Below are 23,131 nucleotides of genomic sequence, written 5' to 3'. Positions count from 1 at the left end.
CTTTCTTATTTTTTATGCGTCTTGCATTTTATGATGTATGCTTTTTGCTATTGTTCTTATTTTATCTGTTAGTTTTTGAGTATGTTCTTCTGTTGTAAATGGATTCATAAATGTGGTACGCAACCACAATTCTCCTTTTAAAGTAGTAGAAACGATATAAAATGTCCCTTCTTCTAAAAGGGTCTTTCTAATGGTTTTATTTATTTCCTGAATTTTTTCTTTTGGAATACCTCCCGTATATCTAAAACACACAATATTGCTTTGAGCTTCTAAGGCAAGTTCAAAATCAGGGCTTTCCTTAATATATTCAGAAAACACATATGCACTATCGTAAAGTGTGGTTACAAAATCATCAAAAAACTGAGCGCCATAGGCATTAAGAATTGCATAAAATCGCAAACTCATCATACTTTTTGTACACTCAAAGGTTCGTTTTGCAAGGTTGTACCATTCTGGGTCGTCATTTTGTTCCCATAGGTATTGGGCTTTTTGACTAAAGGTGGCATAACTATCTACTGAATTTTTAAAAAGAACTGCTGTTGTGATAGCAGAAGTACCCATCATTTTATGACCATCTATAATAACAGAATCTGCTTTGTTTATGCCTTGCAGTAGGTGTTTGTATTTTTTAGAAAAAATCGCAGCGCCTCCATGAGCTCCATCTACATGAAACCAGATATTATTCGCTTTCGCGAAAGCGGAAACCCCATCTAAATCATCGTATATTCCTGTACTTGTAGATGGCGCACTTCCTATCACGGCAATAACTTCAAAGCCATCTTGTACAGCTTGATCATAATAGTGTTGTAAGAGGTCTACACGTATTTTGTAATCTTCTCCTACGGGTACTTTGATAATTCCTGCTTCTCCTAGTCCCATTATTCTGGCAGAACGATCTACACAATAATGTGCTTCTTCAGATACCATAATAGCGAGTTTGCCATCATATCCATCATTCCAAATATCTGAGTTTGCTTTTATTTTTCTTGCAGCTAGTAATGCCGTAAGATTTGCTAATGTTCCTCCAGAGGTTAAAAATCCATCTCCTTCATGCCACCCAATGGTTTCTGTAAAAAACTCTATGACCACTCTTTCTATTGCAGAACTCGCTTGCCCCATCTCATACACTGCCATTCCATTATTAAGTTGTGCACTCAACAAATTTGCCAATGCAGATACAGGCACTGTAGGCGCTATTTGATGTCCAATATAATGTGGATGATGTATGTGTATAGAGCGTTTTAAAACGGTTTCAAAGAAAGACTGTGTTGTATGATTCTCTTGCGTATATGTCTTCCAAAAAGTATATTCATCCTGAGGATCTACCCATTTAGTGATGGTTTCTTTTTGTCCTGTTATATTTTGCTCAAGATGATTCCTTATCTGCAGGATTAAGTCATTCCCTTGTTCACTAAATAAACGACTATCGTATGCTTTATGTAGTGTAGGTGTACTCATACAATTAGCAACATTTTGCTTTGGTAGCTTCAAAGAAATCTTGGAAGTGTTGTTGTAATTGTTCCCACTTCCTCACATCAATACTGTAGTACTGAGCTTTTCCTTTAAACTGGCTTTTTAGTAAGCCTGCTTTTCGGATCACTTGTAAGTGCTGTGAGGTTGTAGGTTGTGATAGTCTTATTTTTTCTGCGATATCTTGACATAGGCAACCATCACAATCTCCTATATATTCTAAAATAGCTACTCTGGCAGGATTAGAAAGCACCTTTGCAAGATCTGCCATTTGGTTTGCTCTCATAGAGTGTATGTGTCTTTTTGTAACTCCCATAATAGATGTATTTAGTGTTAAACTAACATAATGTATAGACTCTTATTGTGAGGATTCATCCATTATGTTAGTACAAAATTAGAAATAAAAAAGTAATATAGCAATATTACGATATTAAATTTAACAAAAAAGCCTGAAAATGATTTTCAGGCTTTTCTCTATACTATTTTAGAACCAAGGTTTTTCTCCCGCTTGGTACGTGTTGTAAAACTCTTCATCAGATTTTGTGAGGTATATAATCCCTTCTATTAAACCAACAGCTCCTGTTGCCATTAAAATAAAAAAGCCTATTCCTATACAACTAGTGGCATATCCTATTACTGTAGCCACAAGAAGTATAATTCCTTCTTTCTGATATCCTAGAATAAATTTATGAATTCCTAAAGATCCTAAGATAATTGCCAATATTCCTGCAAGTATTTTCTTATTATCGTTGCTGTTAGTTACTTTATTCCATTCTTCTTTTGCACTATCAGAAAATTCTTTTGCAGATTCTTTTACATCATCTGCAAATTCACTTGCTTTCTCACTAGCTTCACTAGCTGCTTTTTTTGCTTTGTCTTTAAGATCATCCCCTAGACCTTCGTTCGTTTCTTCGCTCATTGTTGTATTGATTAGTTAATTAGAATCTTAAAACTATTAAAAAAAGGGCAGAAATCTTAAAAAACTCCATTATTTAAATATAAACATGTTATAAAAAGCAGTATAATCTTACAAAAAGGCGCTATCTACAGGCTCCCATAATTCTATTTTATTTCCTTCAGGATCAAGAATCCATCCAAATTTCCCGTAGTCATATTCCTCTACATCACCTACTACAGTTACTCCTTCTTCTTTAAGAACTTTTAATAATTCTATAAGGTTGTCTACCCTAAAGTTAAACATAAATGGCTTTTCGCTTGGGGAAAAATAGGTAGTATCTGCTCCCATAGGACTCCATTGTGTAGAGCATTTATTTCCGTTTTCATCTCTCCACCAGAATGTCCAACCGTATTGATCTGTAGGTAATCCTAAATGTTTTTTATACCATTCTTTTTGTGCATCGGGGTTTTCGCTTTTAAAAAACATCCCTCCTATTCCTGTAACTCTTTTCATATGCTTGCCACGTCTCTAGCGTGGTGTTTTTAATGATTAAACTATTTACTTTTTCTGTAATATCAATCCTGAAATAATCGTGATAATGAGTCCTATTACTCCAACGAGAGCAAACATAAAACCTCCTGAAAAAAGGCCTAGTTGTGTTATTGACATTGCGCTAAATTCTTTTAACTGCGTTTCTGCATCCGTAATTTTTACTACATCTCCAGTTTCTTTAGCTGCTATCACAGCAGCTTCTCCATAGTTTTGATAAAAATCAGGATCAATAACAGTAACATATAATGCATCTACAATAGCAATACCTAGTGCTGTAAATAATGCGATACATATTCCCACTATAAAAGCCTTTGTAAAACTTATCTTTCCATCATTTTCGGTATCTCTAAAATATTTGATTCCAAAAAACACAAAAGATAGGGCTACAAAAATTGCCGTGTATCCTAATACTTCTGAAGCGCCTAAGAACAACGAAAAGCCAAACGCTATCATCCCAGTAATCATAGCATATGCTACATATTTAAAAACTACTTTTTTCATCTCCTTAAAATTTTTATTTATTATGAAATAAACTAAACAAAAATTTAATGCTTAGATCAACCGCTACGCTTTCGCATAAAAAATTTAATTATTTCGGAAGACAAGCAAAAAATTAATTTTGCTTATGCTCATTTCATAATTTATTAGTTTAGAATTGTTGGATCAAAAGTACCTGAACTCTAAAAAAACAGTCTCATACTAAAGTACTAAATACCTCCTACTTTGGTAGGAATCGCTTTAAAATGGTAAGATCTGTAGCTCTTTTGCTTTTTGGATAGCTTGTGTACGTCTTTTTGCATTTAATTTTAAAAGAACACTCGAGACATGTGTTTTGATGGTACTTTCTGACACAAAAAGGCGATCGGCAATTTCTTTATTGCTATAACCAGAAGCCATTTCAACTAACACCTCATATTCTCTTTTGCTTAATCCTATGGTTTCAATTTGTTTTTGATCAACTTCTACAAAGGGAGCTTCTTCTTTTCTAAATTTCTTCTGAATAAACACCCCTATAACAAAGAACACGATAGCAATACCGCTTATGACAAATTCTATTTTCAAATCTCCAGACAGCAAACTATATTGACTCAACTGTAGTAATGCCAAAATGGCTAAAGCTAGCATCCCAAATATTAAAACCGTCTTCTTCATCTGTCTTAAAAATACTAAAAGCTAGCGAGAATTTTGTCTACAATGGTTTGTGCCAATTTACGCTTGCTTTCTATAGTCCATCCAGCAATGTGAGGAGTTAGTAATACATTTTGTGCTGTAATAAGGTATTTTAATGGATCTGGCATTTCTTCTTTTGAAGTAAAGAGGTTTTCAAAAGATAGTTTTTCATATTCTAATACATCGAGTCCTGCTCCTTTTATTTTTCCACTTTTTAAAGCAGTGACCAGTGCAGATGTGACCACACTTTTCCCTCTCGCCGTGTTTATGAGATAGAACGCTTTCGCGAAAGCGTTTATAAAATTATCATCAACCATCTTGTCTGTTTGAGGCGTCCAAGGGGTGTGTAAACTCAATACATCTGTCTTCTCTTGAAGTTCTTGAAGGGATACTTGACGTGCGTTGTCATCTCCTACTTGATCTAAGATATCATAACATAGCACTTCGCAGTCAAAGCCTTTTAGTTTTTTTGCAAAAGCTTTTCCCATATTTCCATATCCAATAATTCCAATCGTTTTTCCTTCTAGTTCTAAGCCGCGATTGGATTCTCGATTCCAATGTCCTGCTTTCACCTCAGCATCTGCACGATTTAATTTATTAAAGAGTGAAAGGATCATTCCTAATGCGTGTTCTCCTACTGCATTGCGGTTTCCTTCTGGAGCACTTATCAGGTAAATACCTTTACCTTCTGCATATGGAATATCGATACTTTCTAAACCAGCTCCTACGCGTGCAATAAATTTTAATTGTGATGCAGCATCTATAAATTGTTTGTCAATTTTAAATCTGCTTCGTATGACAATACCGTCATATTTCGAAATGATCTTTTCTGTTGCTTCTTTTGAAATGGTATAATTTTCGTCATTATGATGTCCCGCAAGTGCTAATTGCTCTAGTAATAGTGGATGATTTTGGTCGAGATGAAGAATGCGCATCGTTGAATGTAATTTACATCAAAGATACGCATTGGTTTTTCCAGATAATCGTTTGTAGTATAGCTATTGTTTTATTGCTTTATAAATCTGCCAGAATACATTTGTTTATCATCGCTTACGATGGTATAGATATAAGTGCCCGATGCCAATTTTGAAACACGTATGGGTGTTTGAATCCCTTTAGAGTGCATTTCTTCCTGAACTAATTTTCCTTCTGTCGTATATATTTGTATGCTTAGGTTTTGTGATGTTTCTAGAGATTCTAAACCTACAATATGTAACAGATCTTTTACCGGATTAGGGTAAATAAGGGGTTGTATGCTATTTGTTTCATTTACACTAAAAGTAGCGCCTTCTAAATAACTATAGATTTCATTTACAGACACATCTACATAAGACTCTGAAAGACCTGAAGGCCACTCAATGCGTATCTCATCTATGATCGTACTGTTTCCTAATCCAAAATGAACACTATACGAGTTCTGACTACAATACCCGCTTGCCGCAGCGATATGACGAGTTTGTGTTACTTCTTGCCCGTTTATAGTGCTTGTTAAAAATACTTCTGCTCCTACGGCGCTTGTATTTGAATCTGTTCCTTCTAAATTGATTTTAATCCAGTTATTTCCTGAGCCAGTATTTCTAAAAAGAGAATTGGTTTCACTTTCATTTATGGTATTGGCAAGTATGACGTCCAACCAACCATCATTATCAAAATCTCCAAAAGCAGTGCCAAAAGTCCAGCCTTGATGATTTGCCAAACTACTCGTTGTATCTAAGCTAAAATTCCCTGCTCCGTCATTGATATACACAAAGTTTGTATTCTGCCCTGCTAAGAATGAATTACACACTAATAGGTCCAGATCACCATCATTATCTATATCACCAAAAGAAGATCCGAACGAGTTTGTTAAAGGTGTAGCGATTATTGAGCTGGTATCTTCTACAAAAGAACCGTTATTATTAATAAACAACTGATTTGCTTGTCCGCTACTCCCATAATTTGCTACAAATAGGTCAAAATCGCCATCATTATCAATATCACCCCAAGAGCTTCCTGCAGAGTTTCTTGTTTGGTCTACGATAACAAGATTAAAGATTTGTGTAAATGTATTGGGGCCATCATTTCGATATAAAGCATTTCTGCTATTTTCTTCATTGGTCACAAATAAATCATTGTCGCCATCCTGATCATAATCTACCCAGTCTATAGATCTTGATGCACGCACCTCACCTGTAATAGCTAGATTAGTAACACTTTCAAAAGACATATCTCCTTGGTTTTCAAAATAGAGATTTCTTAAGTTCCCAACGCTATTGGTAAAATACAAGTCTAAGTTTTGATCATTATTAACATCTATCCAGTTTGCCATTTCTGAATAGGTAAGTGGTATTCCCATTGCAATGGTAGGCTCGTATGTAAATGATCCATCTCCATTATTGCGATAGAAATAATTTTTCTTCCCTTGCCCATTAGCGCCAAATGTAACAACAAAGGCATCTAGGTCTCCATCATTATCTGCATCTGCAAAACTAGCGCCATCACTTCGATCATTATCTAATACAATCGCTTCTCCTGAAACAGCTGTAAATGTATTGTCTTGATCATTTAAGAACAACATGTTATTTTGTCCAGAAAAAGGGCCATTTGATATAAATATATCATCCCATCCGTCTCCATTTACATCAATAAAGTTAGCACTTCTCGAGGCTGTAGGAACATTTGTAAGTCCTGGCACAGAAACTTCTTCAAAAGATTGTGCTTGTATAGAAATACTTGTACATATGAAAGTACTTAATAACAATTGGTAATATAGTCTCATCATAATATGTTTTAAAATTGAGCTATAAATATTGCATAAACGTATCAATGCTGGATTAAAAAAGATATGAATACTATACTTTATGATATGAAGTTAATCTCCTTTAATTAAGACGCTTATCGCGAAAACAAAACATCTTTATATCAGTTTTTAAAGGGTATATATCATAAAATACTATCTTTTATATCAAAATATATGTTCCTTAAAACATAGTATCTTTAATTGCTTACTTAATATTCTTTCATGTACCAAGAATCAGAACACATACATATATTAATTGCAGATGATGAATCTTTGGCTCGTAAACGTGTTAGGAAGTTTATAACAGAAAGTACTATAGATTGCACAATTATAGAAGCCTCAAGTGGTAAAGAAGCACTTCACGTTATAGAAACATATAAAATAGACCTTGTTTTTTTAGATATTAAAATGACTGACATGAGCGGTTTTGAAGTACTTCAGCAACTACCAAAAGATAAAATACCCATCATCATTTTTGTTACTGCTTTTGATGCATTTGCAGTAAAAGCTTTTGAAGTACAAGCCATTGATTTTTTACTAAAACCTTATAAAAAAGATCGTTTTTATGAAGCATTTGATAGAGGTCTAAAGCAGTTACAATTATCGCAACAGCATATTTTTCAAAACAAGATTTCAAAACTTGTAGCATCTATTCCGCATCTTGAAGGATATCCTATTATTGAAAATACTTCCTACATAGAAACACTTGTCTTAAAATCAAAAAAGAAGTATTACTTCTTAAAAGTATCTGATATAAAATATATAACCTCTTCTGGATATTATGTAGAAATATTTACAGAAACAAATGAACGACATGTACATAGAATCTCTATGACAGATTTACTATCAAAACTAGATCCTGCGCACTATTTTAGAGTCAATAGATCCGTTATTATACACAAAAAACATATCCAGGAAGTTATAAGTGAAGGTGCTGGAGATTATAGTATTGTAATGAAAGACAAAACTTCTTATGCTCTCTCCAAAAAATATAAATCTGATTTTTTAAATCATATGGGAATTAAATGAACATCCATTCTAAACATAAGATAGATACAACACTACTTAAGTATATTTTACTATTTTTTGTAGTTGCTTTTTTAATTTCTGGAATAGGGGGTTTTATTGCAAAAGGGATAGGCGTTGCATATTCAAGTTATAGCTGGAGTGGTTTATTTGCAAACTTATTGATGCGTTATATCTCAAAATTTGTATTTATTATGGCTGGTATTTATACCGTACAATATATATATGCCAAAGGAGCAAAAAATTGGATAGGACTATGTATTCATGCAATTTTTGCTGTAGGACTTACTTTTTATTCTATATACTCACAAATCTTACTTTCTAATTGGTTTTTAGGTACTCAAGATGCCATCTCTTGGAACTATATTTATACAAGAGCTATTCTAGGAACTGATTATAACTTCTTCTTATACTTCTCTGTAATTGCTATTGTATATGCATATAATTTTTTTAAAAAACAGAAAGATTATAAAATTCAAGAGTCTATCTTAAAAACACAATTATCTGATGCTAAAATGAGCACACTACAATCTCAACTACAACCTCATTTTTTGTTTAATGCGCTTAATGACATCTCTTCATTGGTAGATATCCATCCTGAAAAGTCACAAGATGCTATTGCAGATTTAAGTGATATGCTACGACAAACTCTTAGTTTAAAAGACACAAAATTTATTACCCTCAAACAAGAGTTGACATTACTTCGTAAATATCTTTCATTAGAAAAAATAAGATATCAGGAAAAGCTAGAATATGATATTCAATACACAACAGAAATTGAAGACTGTCTTCTGCCTCCGTTATTATTGCAACCTATTGTAGAAAATGCCATTAAACATGGTTATTCCTATTCGCATGATTTTTTAAACATAGATGTTCACATCTATCGGGAAGAAAATTATCTATTTATAACTATTGCCAATAATGGAGCTCCTTTAAAAAATTCTCAAATAACATACGGCACTGGTTTAACAAATATTCTGGCTCGTCTTGATACCTTATACCAAGATAATTTTAATTTCCAATTTGAAAATCAACAACCTAAAGGCGTATACACTTCTATAAAAATCCCCATGCTAATAGCATAAACTACAATAGCCTTATATACACTCATTAAAACAACATAAAATAGGTTGAACCCTTATAGATAAGAATATGCAGGCTTTTTTAAACCTTTTTTAGTACCTTTTTCAAACCTTTATTTTCTGTATTTGGAGATACTTACTTATAGATTTGTATCATACAAATTTTTAAATATTCTCATCATGAAAAAAACGTTCGTACAGTTATTAATCCTTATCATTTGTTTTAGTATTGGTCAGCAATCTTTTGGTCAAAAAGTGAAACCTACAAAGGTTGACACATTCTATTTTGAAGCACCAGCAGTCACACTAAAAAACTCCTTTAAGTTTAAAACAAATCATACCATAGACAGTCTTCCTATAACTACAAATCGTGTTATCGCAACTGGATTTTCTCGATCTGAAGAAACCGATTTCACATTAACCCGATCTATAAGGCTCTCTGATAATTCAGGATCAAAAACAATTCCTATAGAAGTTAATAAAGGTTCTTTAGAGTTTCTAGTTTCTGTAAATTGTAATTTAAACTCAGGAATTCTTAATGTTGAAATTTATGACCCTAAAGGAACTAAAAGGGGAAATTTCTCAGTAATTGGAAGTAATGATAAGTCAGGTTGGTCAGAAACCGTAGGTGGTGTTATAAACAAGCGATTTCCAAGTCCAATGGAAGGATCCTGGATTCTCACGTTTGTAGCAAAAAAAGTAACCGCAGATATTTTGATAAAAACCAATGTCAGATAATAAGTAGCCGCATCACTTTATGAAATCAGCTCTTATATTTTTAATATCTCTATATAGTTCTTGTTTTACATCTATAGGTGTTATTGCTCAAAACACACAAGAAACTATCGCGATAAAAGGAACGTTTGTTTTGGATTCTACACTTTGGGAATCCAAAGCATACCTTTCTCATATTCGATCATTTAATGATATGTATACTATATCAAAAGACATGATCATTGCAGAAACCATCATTAACTCAAAAGGTTATTTTGAATTTCCAACCAATTACTTCCCAGAAGAAGAGCAGGTATATCGAATTCATTTTTCAAAAAAGGGAGCTCCTATAGCCTCTCTAATTATTGGCGGCCCCGAAGAAAATCACTTTTTTGTAATTGCTAGCAAAACCAAAGGCGTCTCATTACAAGGATATTCTCAACAATTCCCTTTTAGTAAAGTATCTGTTTCAAACTCTTCTGCTACTGGTTGGTTAAAGCAAGTTGATCTTATAGCGAGTTATGTAGATAGTACGCAAAATATGGGCTCTCAACTAAAAAGAGAATTCATTGCTACAGGTGTACATGAAAAATTACGCAATATAGCAGATACGCTATCCGAGCCCTTACCCTCTCTATATGCACTCTACAAAAGTGACTATAGAAGTCATGCCATAGAACATCCAGAATTTTATACTGAATATTTCAAAAAATGGGAAAAAGAAAAATCTTCTTATTTTTCTATGTTACGCAAAGAACTCGTACTTCAAAAAGAGTTATCTTCTTTCTGGATATATCTTATTTTAGGGATCATCTTTTTGTTTACGGGTGTATTTTTAAATAAATGGTATGCAAAAACCGGCACTCGATCTTCAAAAAAATTGAAAGCGCTCAGTGTTCAAGAACGAAAAATATTTGATCTCATAAAAGCAGGTCACTCCAACAAAGAAATATCAGAACAACATAACATAGGTGTAAGCACTGTAAAATCTCACGTAAGTAATATATACAGTAAGCTTCAAATAAAGTCCCGTAAAGAAGCAATGGATTTTTAGCCCTTATATTTTAGGGTATTCCGTTTGTGTTTTTTCATGCTGAACATCTCCAGTATGAGCCGTGTTTTGTTTTTCAAAAAGCAATAAATGTACTTCTTCGCCGTCCTTTGTAGTCGGGCAATGCTCAACACCTTTAGGCACCACTATGATTTCTCCCTCATGCACAGTTTCAGACCATTCGTTCTCTAGGTTTCCGCTTTCGCGAAAGCGCATATATAATGTACCCCTTTGTACATAAAATAACTCATCTTCGTTTTTATGACTGTGCCATACAAACTCTCCTGAAATTTTAGCCAAAATCACTTGCATATCATCCACCAAAGCAATTTGATGGGGATGCCATTGGGTATCAAATTTGGTATATTTTTCTTTTATATTAATAGGTTTCATAACAATACATTCTGTTTTTAAGTACTAAGATATTGATATTTAACAATAAAATATACTAGCTAACATCTATAATTTCTTTTAAAATATATAAATTGAACTACATTATACATTTATCATAAATCCTATGAAAACAAACATTGTATTGATAGTAGCACTATGTATGTTATGCATCACATCTTGTGAGAAAAAAGAGAAAGAAGAAGTCATTGATTATGCCATTTTACACGGCAATATTAAAAACCTTGGAGACTTAAAAGTGTTCTTATTTGATAATCCTGCTGTTAATGGCCCTATCACTGTTAATCCAGATGGAACTTTTACAGATACATTACATCTATCTCAAAACGGATATGTAAAATTAAGAGCTGGTTATAGTACTATTGATATGTTTTTATCTCAAGGAGATGAACTTACATTCACTACAGATATTGCCTCACAAGATAGCCCAACTGTTTTTACAGGGGAAAGCGCTGCAATACAGCAATATATTATGACTAAAAGTGAAAGTCAAGTAAGTTTGATGCAGGATTATGAATTATTTTTCGGTCAAGAACCTGAGACTTTCATAAGTGATATCAATAGTTTAAAAGAACGTCAAATGAAAGCACTCGATTCTAGTGTCTTTCCAGAAGCATTCAAAAAAATAGAATCAAAGGCATTGACACTCTTCCAAATGAATCTAAAGATGAGATATGCTAGTCATCAAAAGTATTTAGCAAATGGAGATGACTCCATGATTCCTGAAGGGTTTTTAGAGGATGTAATCGCACTAAATAAAGATAACGATACAGACGCAAAACAATATAATAGTATGTATTTAGAAATCGTTACAAACGATCTTATAAATACACTAGAAGCAAAAAAAGATACTGTCGCTCCTTTCTTAGAAGGGATTGTTAATGAACTTGAAAATTATAAAAGCCCTACTATTAAAAATCACATACTAAATAGCATGCTATTTGCTTTTAGCCCTGGTGAAAGTGATGTACACATTATGAAAGACAGGTTATTAGCACTAGCCTCAGATGAGAAACTAAAAGAAGCCATTACAGCACGTTATGACAAGATTAAAAAACTTGTAAAAGGACAGCCATCACCTACTTTTGACTATGAAAATTTTAAAGGAGGAGAAACAGCATTACAAGATCTTAAAGGTAAATATGTATATATAGATGTATGGGCTACCTGGTGCGGTCCTTGTATTGGAGAGATTCCTTATTTAAAAGAATTAGAACATACCTATGAAGGTAAGAATATAGAATTTGTAAGCATTTCTGTAGATGAAAAAAATGATTATTCAAAGTGGCGCACTATGGTTGCCAATAAAGAACTAGGAGGCACACAACTTATCTCTGAAAATGCTTTTAGCTCTGAGTTTATTCAAGACTATGCTATTAATGCAATTCCGAGATTTATCATTATAGATCCAGAAGGTAATATTGTAAGTGCCGATGCCACTAGACCTTCTGATGCCAATATCAAATCAAAGCTTGATGCTTTAGATTTAAAATAACAAAAGAAATAATTAGAATAAAATGCGTAGTTCCTCTGGGATGCGCATGGGTTTTCCTTCTGGCATTTTAAGTAAACACCAATTTGTAACTGCTGTAACTAATAGTTTTTGATCGTTTTTTCGAGTGATTCTTGTATGGCGTTCTGAGCGAACTCCCGTCATTTTTTCTACAAAAGTAGTTACGATTAAAACATCACCTTCTAGTGCTTCTGCTTTATAACTAATATGATGATCTAGTACTACCCAAGCCATTTTTTTGATTCCTATACGCTCTTCGGTAAGATCTTCATCTTTAAAATAAGATGCAGTTGCGTGATTCCAGTGTTTTGAGGCTGCCATTTGTACCCAATCCAAATACACTACATTATTCACATGTCCCATCACATCTATGGCAGATGAAGGTACTGTAAGTTCATATTCAAATGTCTGTGGCTTCAAAATAAGATGAGTTTGGCGATCCAGAAGTAAATCAAAATACCAAAAATATCATTACTTGTTGTAATAAAAGGACCTGTTGCAATTGCTGGATCAATCCCTCTTTTATTCAAAAATAATGGAATAAAAGTACCTATAATTCCTGCCATAATAATAACAGCAAAAAGAGAAATAGAAATAGCCAGCGCAGTATGTAAACTATCTGGTTCATTACGATACCAAAGCGCTGTAAAAGCAAAAAGAGCTAATCCTAATAATAATCCATTAAGAGCAGCAAGTGCCATCTCTTTTAATAAACGATTACTTATACTCCCTTTTACATCATCATTTGCCAATCCTTGTACAATAATAGCACTAGATTGCACCCCTACATTTCCAGCCATTGCAGCTATAAGTGGCGTATAGAAAAAAAGCAACGCATAATCTTCTAAAATATCTTCAAAACCACCCATAATAGTAGCCGCTCCTACTCCTCCTATCAATCCTAAAAACAACCATGGTAAACGTGCACGTGTGAGCTCAATAATACTATCATCTGCCTCTACTTCCTGTGTAATACCTGCCGCCAGCTGATAATCTTCCTTTGCCTCGTCACGTATAAAATCTACAATATCATCTATCGTAATACGTCCTAAAAGTTTTTTTTCATCATCTACTACTGGAATAGCTTCTAAGTCATATTTCTGCATCAACTTAGCAACATCTTCCCCGTCATCATTTACGTGAACTGAATCTACTTTTGGAATATATATTTCAGAAATTTTAGTCTTTGTATCAGAAGTTAATAGATCTTTAAGAGACAATCTTCCTATAAGAACATCTTCTTTAGTCACTACATAAATAGAATGTACTCGTGTTACTTCTTCTGCCTGACGACGCATTTCTCGCACACAACCTGCAACTGTCCAGGTTTCTTTTACTCTAATAAGCTCTTTTGCCATAAGACCACCTGCAGAATCTTCATCATACTGCAACATCTCACGGATATCGGCCTTGTGCTCTTCATCTTCAATTTGCTCAATAACTGCCTCTTGAATAGCTGAATCTAACTCTGCAATAGCATCTACCGCATCATCCGTATCCATTTCTTCAATCTCCTCAGCAATTTCTTTTGGGGTAAGACTATCTAATAAACGCTCACGAACATCATCATCCAGTTCCATAAGTGCCTCAGAAGTAGTCTCACTATCTAGTAATCGTAATAAATAAAGCGCTTCATCCCAATTTACTTCATCAAGAATCTCTGCGACATCGGCGTGATGCACATCTTCAAAAAGTTCAAGCAAGATCTTATCATCTTCATTGCGTATATGAACTTTTATCTCTTCTAATAATATGTCTGTAATTTCAAATGACATACCTTTTCGGTTTAGGCAGCCACAAATATAGGGAAACCCTATTCTAAATCCGATGTAATATCACTAGTCAATGTTATAAAATCTTGAACAGACAATTGCTCGGGGCGTTTATTTAGAATTTCGCTTTCGCGAAAGCGGTCACTTAGCGACATTCCTTTTAAGCTATTTCGTAACGTTTTACGTCGCTGTTGAAATGCCATTTTCACCACTTTAAACAATTGTTTCTCATCACAACCTATGTCTTTATAATTTTCTTTACGACGTAGTCGAAGAACACCGCTATCTACTTTTGGCGGAGGAATAAAAACCGTGGGAGGTACCGTAAAAAGATACTCTGCCTCATAAAATGCTTGCGCAAGCACCGATAAAATCCCATAGGTCTTATTCCCATGAGGAGCACAAATACGCTGTGCTACTTCTTTTTGGAACATGCCTGTAAATTCAGGAATACGTTCTTTATGCTCTAGCATTTTAAATACAATCTGAGTAGATATATTGTATGGAAAATTACCTGTGATTGCAAAAGGCTTCTCTGGAAATAACGTCTCTAATGGATACTTTAAAAAATCAGCCTCCAGCACTTGAAATTTATCTGGACTACTTACTTTTTGTTCCAATTTAAAAGAACTATTTAGATACCCTATAGATTCTGTATCCAGATCCATAACAATCAATTGCACAGGTTTACTAAGAATATATTTGGTGAGTACTCCCGTTCCCGGACCTATCTCTAATACATTTGAATATCCATCTAGTGTAAGTGTATTTCCTATACGTTCTGCTACTTCTTCATCTCCTAAAAAATGTTGTCCTAGATGTTTTTTTGCAACAATCCCTCTATCTCGGTTTGTAGATTTTTTGTGTGACTTTTCAAAAGTGCGTTTTGATTTATGTCCTTTTCCCATTAATAAGTTTTTGTAAAGCAGTATCTACTTTTAACCGTTCTGTTTTTTTAAGCCATGAAGTTTCTATAACAATTCTGCTTCCATTTGTAAGTATTACATATGGTTCACTATTGCCTAAAGAAGGGTGATAAGAAGTGATATCATGTATCTGAAAATCACCCTCATTCGTAAAAATTTCATTCTCTGAAATTCCTACCACAAAAGTTCCCCATCTCCTTCTTAAATGAGCGTCTTTTATATCTGCTTTATAATCTTCTATGTATTCAGAAAGAATAGCACCTTCTACCCACCAATTCACCAATAAATCAGGTAAAAGAATGAAGCAGATGTAAGCGATCAACTTAAAAAAATCTCTTATCCCTACAAACAGAAGTTTGACGAGATACCAAAGTGATATATTTATAGTATACTCTTTATACATGTTGTTCTGAGATAACATCAAGTTCAGTTCTAAAAGCCACAAATTTCCCTGTAAAACGACTACTTTTTGATCGTAACCGCTCTGCATCTTGATCATAATATGCCTGTAACTGAGAAGCACTTGAACAGGTATATTGTATAGAATATGTAATACCGCCCATCTCCTCTTCAACAAGAACTTTAGTCATTAGTGCTTTTGTAAACCTTCCTGTGGCTAACATATCTGGAATATGTTCTTCTTTCATCCAGATAAGCCATTCTTGCTCTATCGCAGTTTCAATATTTATAGTGACATTGTATATGATCATAACTAACTGTATGTTTAAAAGAACAGCTTAATTAATTGCGTCTCCACGCAGCGCTCTAAATCGTTTTTGCGCTTCTACATAATAAATGCTATCTGCAAAATCAAAGATAATACGCTCATAGTTATTTTTGGCTTTTTCAGGCTGTTGCAATGGTCCTTCATAAAGTTGTGCCAATCTGTAATATGCATCATCTGCTAAGATGCCATCTTTATAAAAATCTATAATGGTGATGTAATTTTTTTCCGCTTTCGCGAAAGCGGACTTCTGCTCATACAACGTTGCCTGAGCGAGCAGTGCTTCATCTTCAATACTCTCTCCTTTATGCTGTTCTAAAATCTCATTATATTTCTTTATGGCCAATTCTGGTTTATTTTGATAGCCTAACAAATCGGCTCTGGCATACTTCTTTAATGCTGTTTGTAATGTATCATCCAAAGAATTGTCACGGATAACCAATAAAAGCTCTAAAGCGTCATTGGCAATAAGTTGTGTAGCACTAGATTTTAAAACATCTAGCTGTGTTTCTGCCCACTTAAAATCTGCTTTATAATAACTTGTTTTTGCTACTTTAAAACGTGCCTCTTGAGAAATGACACTATTCTTAATTTTATTCTGAATTTGAGAATAATAAATAAGAGCTTGGTTAAATTTTTCTTGTAACACTAAGATATCAGCAAGCTCCATTTTTAATCTTGCTTCATCAAAACGATTGATTTCTTTTTTGACACTTTGTTTTAAAAAGGTAGCTCCTTCACCAGGTGTTTTCATTTCAAAAGCTAAGAAATGTGCATAATCTATTTGAAGAGGTACCGTATAACTATTGATTCCATATTGATCAAGAAGCACTTCGTAACGACTACGTATCTCTTCTCTTTTTGAATTGGTAGTTGCTTTTTTAATTTCAATTTTTAGAAGTTGTTGCTCTGCATCTAATTTTGTCTCATCATCTATAGCAACTTCTTTAATATATTCAAGAATATCTTGTGCATCATCTAATGCATTTGCCTCTATCGTAATACCCGCAAGATCAACTACACCTGTAATATCACCATCGGTACGTTTAAATATTGCCTTTTCTTGTACAAATGCTTTTTTATATTGCTTCTGTTGGATAAATAGCCAACTCAACAATTCATTATAAATGATATTTTGTTCGGTTTGAAGACGTTTAAGTAAGGTTTTTCTAAAAACAATATTTGCTTCATTGGTAGGATCTTCTGTAATAAACATCGCAAAATTACGCTGTGCAGATGCAACATATGCTTGGTTTTCATTAGCTAAATTTAGATAGCTATCAAACATCTTATCCAGTTGCCCTAACTCTCCATAAATACGAGCTAGCTGTCTATTAAAATTACTGTTAGGGTTGGCATCCATACCTGCTTGATATGCTCTAACTGCTTCTTCTAAAAGACTATGGTCTTGAAGTGTTTTGCCTACACGATAGGCACTCGTCATGCGATTTCTTACTAATTCTATTGCAGTTTCATACTCAACTTTTGCGATAGAGTCTTGTCCTTGTAATTGATAATTATAGCCTAATTCTACATGCAAGAGTCCTTTATAACGTGAATTATCAACTTGTTTTTCTATGAGTGTTTTAACCGCAGCATAGTCTTCTAATTGTTGATGCGTTTTAATGAGACCTAGAAGTACGGTGTTATTTGTAGGCTGTTTCTTTAGTGCCTTTTGGTAAGAAATACGTGCTTTTTCAAACTGCCCCTGATCAAAGTAATTACGTGCAAGTTGCTCGGTTTGCGCTTTCGCGAAAGCGAATACCCCAAAAACAAGTACGATTACAAATATACATCTCTTCTTCATATGCTAAATATACATAAAAGCCCACAACCCTAAACCCCTTCTCTAAAAGGGAGAAGAGAGTTTTAACAATATTTTGTACTATTTTCTATTGAATCATCTCAAATCCGCAGTAAGGCACTAAAACTTTTGGTATTTTAATTCCTTCTGGGGTTTGGCAATTTTCAAGAATTCCGGCAAGTACACGAGGTAATGCTAATGCACTTCCATTAAGTGTATGGGCTAGCATTTTCTTGCCATCTTTATCTTTAATACGCAGTTTTAAACGATTTGCTTGGAAGGTTTGGAAGTTTGATACAGAACTAATTTCTAACCAACGATCTTGCGCAGTAGAGAAGACTTCAAAATCATACGTAAGATGTGCTGTAAATCCTAAATCACCTCCACAAAGTCTCAAAATACGATAGGGTAATTCTAATTCGTCTAAGATAGTTTTTACGTGATCTACCATTCCGTCAAGTGCTGCTGCAGAATTATCTGGATGTTCTACGCGTACAATTTCTACTTTATCAAACTGATGTAGTCTATTGAGTCCTCGCACATGCGCTCCATATGATCCTGCTTCACGACGGAAACATGGAGTATATCCTGTGCAGGTAATAGGTAAATCACTCGCAGCGATCATATCTCCTCTAAACATGTTAGTAACAGGAACTTCTGCTGTTGGAATTAAAAACAAAGGGTTCTTCTCTGGAATCGTATACATTTGCCCTTCTTTATCTGGTAATTGCCCAGTTCCAAAACCAGAGGCTTCATTAACTAAATGAGGCACTTGATATTCTGTATATCCAGCAGCTGTATTTTTATCTAAAAAATAACTGATTAAAGCACGTTGTAAACGCGCACCTTTCCCTTTATATACTGGAAATCCAGATTCAGCAATTTTTACGCCTAGTTCAAAATCTATGATATCATATTTCTTTGCTAGTTCCCAATGTGGTTGTGCTCCTTCGTGTAATGTAGGAATATCTCCTTTACGGAATACTTCTTCATTATCTTCGTCTGTATTTCCTTCTGGAACACTTTCATGTGGAATATTGGGGATGGTGAACAATAGTTTTTCAAGTGCATCACTTGCTTCATTTAATTGCTCTTGCAATACCTTAGATTGCTCTCTTAACCCTGTCGCTTTTTCTTTAAGAAGGTTTGCTTTTTGAGCTTCTCCATTTTTAAAAAGAATTCCGATCTCTTTTGAAAACTTGTTACTATCTGCTAATACTTGATCTAATTGGGATTGTGTTGAACGACGAGTTTCATCTGCAGCAACAACTTGATCTAATAATCCAGCTGCATCTATATTCCTTTTTTGAAGTGCTTTTACATAAGCATCTTTGTGTTCTCTAATTTGAGCTACTTCTAGCATGATAGTATCTTCTTTTTATTGGCACCGCCAAAGGGTTTACTACTTCGAGGCAAGCCTCGAAATTAAAATTCAGTTTCGTATAAATGCCTCATGAGCTTTGCCTAGAGGTCCTTTATTTAAGATGGCAAATTTAAGCAAATAGTAAAACAAGAGGTACTATTCTTTATCTAAATAATCTTTACTATCTAACAACCACGTTGTATGATTCCATGGATCCCATGGAATAGCTGCCAGGTCTACTTTAGGATCTATAAGTCTAGCTGATTTTCTTCCATTTATTCGGACACGACAATTTACAAATACAGAAATATCTTGACCTTTAGCAGCATATTCTCTTTTGAGACGTTGTGCAAATTGCCAAATTACGTCAGGTTTTGTCCTGATATTTCGCATTTGCTTCTTTGATAAATAGTCTTTAAGATTAACATTTTCTTTTTTCTTAGTCTCTTTATCTAGTATTGTAAAATGGCTTGTTCCTGACTTTGTACGTAACATCATACGCCAGCTTAATCGATGCCCTTCTTCAGACCATAATACATTATCATCTATTAACCAATGTCTAGAAGGCAACGCTATTTGTACAATTAAGTATGTGATAATTACTACCAGTCCTATGTTTCTGAGTTTTGGAACTCGAATCTCATCTGTTTTTTGATAAAATAGCTTCCATTTTTTTACAAATATGCGATGTATAACATCCGTAGGAAAGAAAAATAAGGTAAATGCCAGAGACATATATGGGAAGATGCCTATTTGAAATACGACAGAATTAAACAAGTGAAAGAAAATAGAAATTCCAAAAGCCCATTTTCGAGTTTTTTTCCAAAGCAATGCTGGGATAATAAGTCCATCAAAAAGAATTCCTACATATGCTACTACCCAAGGAACCCAAGACCATTGTAACATGTCTCCTATAAGCCAAGTACCTTTTCTTCCTGACATCAGCAAGCGAGTGGCCGTTCCATCAAGCCAATCTGGATATAGCTTTGCAATAGAGGCATACGTATATACAATCCATAGTTGTGCTATAATAAGAATAGGCACCCATCTTGGCATACTCTCATCTCGTATAGTAGGGTTTCTTTTAGCATCTAGTGAAAAAGACGTATGTGCTGGAAATAGGGCCATAATCCATAACAACAACATCAACAAATAATAGTGGTTGTTATAAGCAGATTTTTGCATAAGATATACGGCACTCCACATAATGGCATATCCTATAATGGCTAATCTATAACGATAGCCTAACATGACCATGAGCCCAAAGATACCCATCACTACAAAGTAAACATACATTTGCGGTCCTGTACCCGGAAAGGTTTGTAAAAAATCAAACCCAATAAAATTAAATGTAAACTCCGGATCTACAAAAATGCGTTTTACCCAACCTGTAGCAATCGCTCCCCATGCTTCTAGCATAATTAATAACCCAAAGAACACCCTAAAAACAACTAGTGGGCTATTATCTATACGTGAAAAAAGAAATTGATTCACTTTCATATAGGTTCTTTTTACTATTACACTTTTAGTGATTGGATATACGTCCTCGAAAATATCTCGTCTTCTTTCATTGCTTCTATAAGTAGCTCTACAGATTCAAAATTTTGCTCGCTACGTATTTTACAAAGAATTTCTATAGATAGTCGCTTTCCATACAAATCACTATCAAAATCAAAGAAATAAGTTTCTATCGTTTGTGCTACACCTCCTACGGTAGGATTCGTTCCAATGTTCATCATTCCATATACAATAGCTCCTTCTATATAAGAGCGCACTACATACACTCCTTGCCCAGGAATGAGTTTATAGTCTTCCTGAATGTGAAGATTTGCTGTAGGGTATCCTAATTTCTTACCAAGGCTTTTCCCGTAAACCACATTCCCTTCTAGCATGATAGGATATCCTAAATAGGCATTTGCCTTATCAATATCACCTTCATGTAAAGCAGTTCTAATTTTAGTAGAACTCACCGCTACATCTTCTAGTTCTTGTTTAGAAATCTCTTCTACTTCAAATCCAAATTGTGCTCCAAATTGTTTTAAATCATCAATATTTGCTGTACGATTACGTCCAAAACGATGATCATATCCTATAATGACTTTCTTAGCATGTAAGGCATTTACAAGAATCTCTTCTACAAAATCTTCGGCATGCATTCTCGAAAAATCAATAGTAAATGGGTGTACTACAAGATGATCTAATCCTAGTTTTTCTAATAAATCTCCTCGTTCTGTAATGGTATTAATTAATTTTATATCGGCATCTTTTTGTAATAACATACGAGGATGCGGAAAAAAAGTAAGCACTACAGATTCCCACTGATTTACTTGGGCACTTTCTGTAAGTCTAGCGATGATTTTTTTATGTCCAATATGAACACCATCAAAAGTTCCTATAGTAACTACAGTTCCTTTCTCGCTAGTAAATGTATGTGCGCTTGAATGTGTTTTCAATCTTATTTGCCGTTATATGCATTCATCGTATTCCCTATTCCTGCTCCTATAAAAGAGGTAATTACCTCACAACTTTTTTCTAATCGTTCAGGAAGTGCCGCATCTTCATCTGGGGTCCATTCTCCAAGAACATAATCTACCTGACGTCCTTTTGAGAATTGGTCACTTATACCAAACCGAAATCTATTGTATTTTGTTGTGTTAAGTTGTGCCTGAATATCTTTTAGACCATTATGTCCACCGTCACTTCCTTTGGTTTTTACTCTGATGGTTCCAAATTCTAGATTTAAATCATCTGTGATGACAAGTAGATTTTCTAATGGGATTTTTTCTTGTTGTAACCAGTATCGCACTGCTTTTCCACTTAAATTCATATAGGTACTAGGCTTGAGAAGAACTACTGTTTTTCCTTTTATTTTGGTTTTGACGATGTCGCCTAATTTTTCTGTTTCAAAAGTGGCTTCTTTAGCTTTCGCGAAAGCGTCCAAAACTTTAAAACCAATGTTATGTCTTGTATTTGTGTATTTGGGACCTATATTACCCAAACCTACAATGAGAAATTTTTTCATAGGATCTTCAGCAGGGAGTTTTCTCTCTTTTTTCTTAAAAATGCGATTCAAAAAAGAAAACATAATACGCTGTTCGTTTAAAATATAAAAGTACTAAATGCATCACGCCTTGACAAATATCGCGTGCACTAAAAATCTATTCTTGTATTTGTAAAGCGTACAATAAAAAAAGCGCCCTGATATAGGACGCTTTTAATAGTATTATTTAGAAGAGTATACTTATTCTGCTGCAGCTTCGGCTGGAGCAGCTTCAGTTGCCTCATCTTCGTCTTCTTCTTCATCCTCTGCAACAGCGTTACGAGATGTTCTTACTTGACATACTACTGTGTTATCAGGGTGCATGAACGTGTAATCATCATTCTCAAGTGCAGTTACATATAATTTGTTACCAATCTTAAGCTCTGTAATATCTGCCTCGATAAAATCAGGAAGATTATCTGGTAATGCTTTTACTCTTAATTTACGGTTGTTCTTACGTAGAACACCTCCATTAAGTACACCTTTTGAACTTCCTACAAATTTTACTGGGATGATCATAGTTACTTCCTTGTCATCAAAAATTTGATAGAAATCGATATGTAAGATACGATCTGTTACTGGGTGAAATTGGATGTCTTGAAGGATTGCACGGTAAGTAGCTCCTTCAAGCTCAATCTCTACAGTATGCGCATCTGGTGTGTATACCAAACCTTTAAACGCTAATTCTCCTGCGCTAAAATGCATTGGCTGATCCCCTCCGTAGATTACGCAAGGTACCTGTCCAGCATTACGTAAGGCCTTAGTAGCTTTCTTGCCCACGCTTTCTCTTTTAGATCCTTTGATCGAAATTGACTTCATTTTAAAATATATTA

At 34.3% G+C, this 23,131-nt stretch carries 25 protein-coding genes; 5 read left to right on the top strand and 20 right to left on the bottom strand.

Features of this window, described 5'->3' with window-relative positions:
- Positions 1 to 12: 12 nt before the first annotated feature.
- The 8 genes from CHB80_RS06010 to CHB80_RS05975 form a co-directional block, all read right to left on the bottom strand.
- On the bottom strand, positions 13 to 1,458 hold the full coding sequence (locus tag CHB80_RS06010; RefSeq protein WP_089370507.1) for a pyridoxal phosphate-dependent decarboxylase family protein: 1,446 nt from the start codon (positions 1,456 to 1,458) through the stop codon (positions 13 to 15).
- 4 nt (positions 1,459 to 1,462) lie between these two features.
- A complete protein-coding gene (locus tag CHB80_RS06005; RefSeq protein ID WP_089370506.1) occupies positions 1,463 to 1,786 on the bottom strand; it encodes an ArsR/SmtB family transcription factor in 324 nt (107 codons plus the stop codon).
- Positions 1,787 to 1,954: 168 nt separating this feature from the next.
- Positions 1,955 to 2,389, bottom strand: coding sequence for an NINE protein (locus CHB80_RS06000; RefSeq protein WP_089370505.1), 435 nt, complete (start codon positions 2,387 to 2,389; stop codon positions 1,955 to 1,957).
- Between the two features lie 108 nt (positions 2,390 to 2,497).
- The gene (locus tag CHB80_RS05995) at positions 2,498 to 2,881 is read right to left on the bottom strand and encodes a VOC family protein (protein WP_089370504.1); all 384 of its coding nucleotides are present in this window, start codon (positions 2,879 to 2,881) and stop codon (positions 2,498 to 2,500) included.
- 45 nt (positions 2,882 to 2,926) lie between these two features.
- On the bottom strand, positions 2,927 to 3,421 hold the full coding sequence (locus CHB80_RS05990) for a DUF4199 domain-containing protein (RefSeq protein ID WP_089370503.1): 495 nt from the start codon (positions 3,419 to 3,421) through the stop codon (positions 2,927 to 2,929).
- Positions 3,422 to 3,658: 237 nt separating this feature from the next.
- Positions 3,659 to 4,072, bottom strand: coding sequence for a response regulator transcription factor (locus tag CHB80_RS25100; protein WP_089370502.1), 414 nt, complete (start codon positions 4,070 to 4,072; stop codon positions 3,659 to 3,661).
- A 14-nt stretch (positions 4,073 to 4,086) separates the two neighbouring features.
- Positions 4,087 to 5,025, bottom strand: coding sequence for a 2-hydroxyacid dehydrogenase (locus CHB80_RS05980; protein WP_089370501.1), 939 nt, complete (start codon positions 5,023 to 5,025; stop codon positions 4,087 to 4,089).
- A 71-nt stretch (positions 5,026 to 5,096) separates the two neighbouring features.
- Complete coding sequence (locus tag CHB80_RS05975; protein WP_089370500.1) at positions 5,097 to 6,851, bottom strand: FG-GAP-like repeat-containing protein; 1,755 nt, start codon at positions 6,849 to 6,851, stop codon at positions 5,097 to 5,099.
- A gap of 240 nt (positions 6,852 to 7,091) precedes the next feature.
- Between CHB80_RS05975 and CHB80_RS05970 the strand changes: the two genes are divergently transcribed.
- The 4 genes from CHB80_RS05970 (at position 7,092) to CHB80_RS05955 (ending at position 10,748) form a co-directional block, all read left to right on the top strand.
- Complete coding sequence (locus CHB80_RS05970; protein ID WP_089370499.1) at positions 7,092 to 7,898, top strand: LytR/AlgR family response regulator transcription factor; 807 nt, start codon at positions 7,092 to 7,094, stop codon at positions 7,896 to 7,898.
- The gene (locus tag CHB80_RS05965; protein WP_089370498.1) at positions 7,895 to 8,983 is read left to right on the top strand and encodes a sensor histidine kinase; all 1,089 of its coding nucleotides are present in this window, start codon (positions 7,895 to 7,897) and stop codon (positions 8,981 to 8,983) included. Before CHB80_RS05970 ends, CHB80_RS05965 begins: the two co-directional genes overlap by 4 nt.
- A gap of 177 nt (positions 8,984 to 9,160) precedes the next feature.
- Positions 9,161 to 9,718, top strand: coding sequence for a hypothetical protein (locus CHB80_RS05960; protein WP_089370497.1), 558 nt, complete (start codon positions 9,161 to 9,163; stop codon positions 9,716 to 9,718).
- Positions 9,719 to 9,737: 19 nt separating this feature from the next.
- Positions 9,738 to 10,748 (top strand): response regulator transcription factor, encoded by a 1,011-nt coding sequence (locus CHB80_RS05955; RefSeq protein ID WP_089370496.1) that lies wholly within the window; start codon positions 9,738 to 9,740, stop codon positions 10,746 to 10,748.
- A 3-nt stretch (positions 10,749 to 10,751) separates the two neighbouring features.
- On the opposite strand, the gene CHB80_RS05950 is transcribed toward CHB80_RS05955, so the two are convergent.
- A complete protein-coding gene (locus CHB80_RS05950; RefSeq protein ID WP_089370495.1) occupies positions 10,752 to 11,138 on the bottom strand; it encodes a cupin domain-containing protein in 387 nt (128 codons plus the stop codon).
- 124 nt (positions 11,139 to 11,262) lie between these two features.
- On the opposite strand from CHB80_RS05950, the gene CHB80_RS05945 reads away from it, so the two are divergent.
- Complete coding sequence (locus CHB80_RS05945; RefSeq protein ID WP_089370494.1) at positions 11,263 to 12,651, top strand: TlpA family protein disulfide reductase; 1,389 nt, start codon at positions 11,263 to 11,265, stop codon at positions 12,649 to 12,651.
- A 12-nt stretch (positions 12,652 to 12,663) separates the two neighbouring features.
- Here the strand turns inward: CHB80_RS05945 and CHB80_RS05940 are convergent, their stop codons facing one another.
- The 11 genes from CHB80_RS05940 to CHB80_RS05890 all read right to left on the bottom strand — a co-directional run bounded on the left by CHB80_RS05940 (position 12,664) and on the right by CHB80_RS05890 (position 23,117).
- Positions 12,664 to 13,089: an acyl-CoA thioesterase gene (locus tag CHB80_RS05940; protein WP_229746901.1), complete on the bottom strand. Its 426-nt coding sequence runs from the start codon at positions 13,087 to 13,089 to the stop codon at positions 12,664 to 12,666.
- Complete coding sequence (gene mgtE, locus CHB80_RS05935) at positions 13,086 to 14,444, bottom strand: magnesium transporter (protein ID WP_089370492.1); 1,359 nt, start codon at positions 14,442 to 14,444, stop codon at positions 13,086 to 13,088. The genes CHB80_RS05940 and mgtE overlap by 4 nt, the downstream gene beginning before the upstream one ends.
- Positions 14,445 to 14,482: 38 nt before the next feature.
- Positions 14,483 to 15,349 carry a 16S rRNA (adenine(1518)-N(6)/adenine(1519)-N(6))-dimethyltransferase RsmA gene (gene rsmA / locus CHB80_RS05930; protein WP_089370491.1) on the bottom strand — a complete coding sequence of 289 codons (867 nt, stop codon included), beginning with the start codon at positions 15,347 to 15,349 and terminating at the stop codon, positions 14,483 to 14,485.
- Positions 15,333 to 15,770 (bottom strand): hypothetical protein, encoded by a 438-nt coding sequence (locus CHB80_RS05925; protein WP_089370490.1) that lies wholly within the window; start codon positions 15,768 to 15,770, stop codon positions 15,333 to 15,335. The genes rsmA and CHB80_RS05925 overlap by 17 nt, the downstream gene beginning before the upstream one ends.
- Positions 15,763 to 16,077, bottom strand: coding sequence for a DUF4286 family protein (locus tag CHB80_RS05920; RefSeq protein WP_089370489.1), 315 nt, complete (start codon positions 16,075 to 16,077; stop codon positions 15,763 to 15,765). Before CHB80_RS05920 ends, CHB80_RS05925 begins: the two co-directional genes overlap by 8 nt.
- A 27-nt stretch (positions 16,078 to 16,104) precedes the next feature.
- Complete coding sequence (locus CHB80_RS05915) at positions 16,105 to 17,898, bottom strand: tetratricopeptide repeat protein (protein WP_089370488.1); 1,794 nt, start codon at positions 17,896 to 17,898, stop codon at positions 16,105 to 16,107.
- A gap of 85 nt (positions 17,899 to 17,983) precedes the next feature.
- Positions 17,984 to 19,258 carry a serine--tRNA ligase gene (serS, locus tag CHB80_RS05910; RefSeq protein WP_089370487.1) on the bottom strand — a complete coding sequence of 425 codons (1,275 nt, stop codon included), beginning with the start codon at positions 19,256 to 19,258 and terminating at the stop codon, positions 17,984 to 17,986.
- A gap of 156 nt (positions 19,259 to 19,414) precedes the next feature.
- Positions 19,415 to 20,758 (bottom strand): HTTM domain-containing protein, encoded by a 1,344-nt coding sequence (locus CHB80_RS05905; protein ID WP_089370486.1) that lies wholly within the window; start codon positions 20,756 to 20,758, stop codon positions 19,415 to 19,417.
- A 17-nt stretch (positions 20,759 to 20,775) separates the two neighbouring features.
- Entirely contained in the window at positions 20,776 to 21,711 is a 936-nt protein-coding gene (locus tag CHB80_RS05900; protein WP_089370485.1) for a bifunctional riboflavin kinase/FAD synthetase, read from the bottom strand.
- Between the two features lie 2 nt (positions 21,712 to 21,713).
- A complete protein-coding gene (gene pth / locus CHB80_RS05895) occupies positions 21,714 to 22,343 on the bottom strand; it encodes an aminoacyl-tRNA hydrolase (RefSeq protein WP_089370484.1) in 630 nt (209 codons plus the stop codon).
- A 156-nt stretch (positions 22,344 to 22,499) separates the two neighbouring features.
- Positions 22,500 to 23,117, bottom strand: a complete 618-nt coding sequence (locus tag CHB80_RS05890) for a 50S ribosomal protein L25/general stress protein Ctc (RefSeq protein WP_089370483.1) — start codon at positions 23,115 to 23,117, stop codon at positions 22,500 to 22,502.
- Between the last annotated feature and the right edge of the window lie 14 nt (positions 23,118 to 23,131).

This window comes from Dokdonia pacifica, assembly GCF_900188275.1.
Classification (GTDB): domain Bacteria; phylum Bacteroidota; class Bacteroidia; order Flavobacteriales; family Flavobacteriaceae; genus Dokdonia; species Dokdonia pacifica.
The sequence above is the reverse complement of the archived record's forward strand: the minus strand, read 5'-3'. Positions and strand labels throughout refer to the sequence as shown.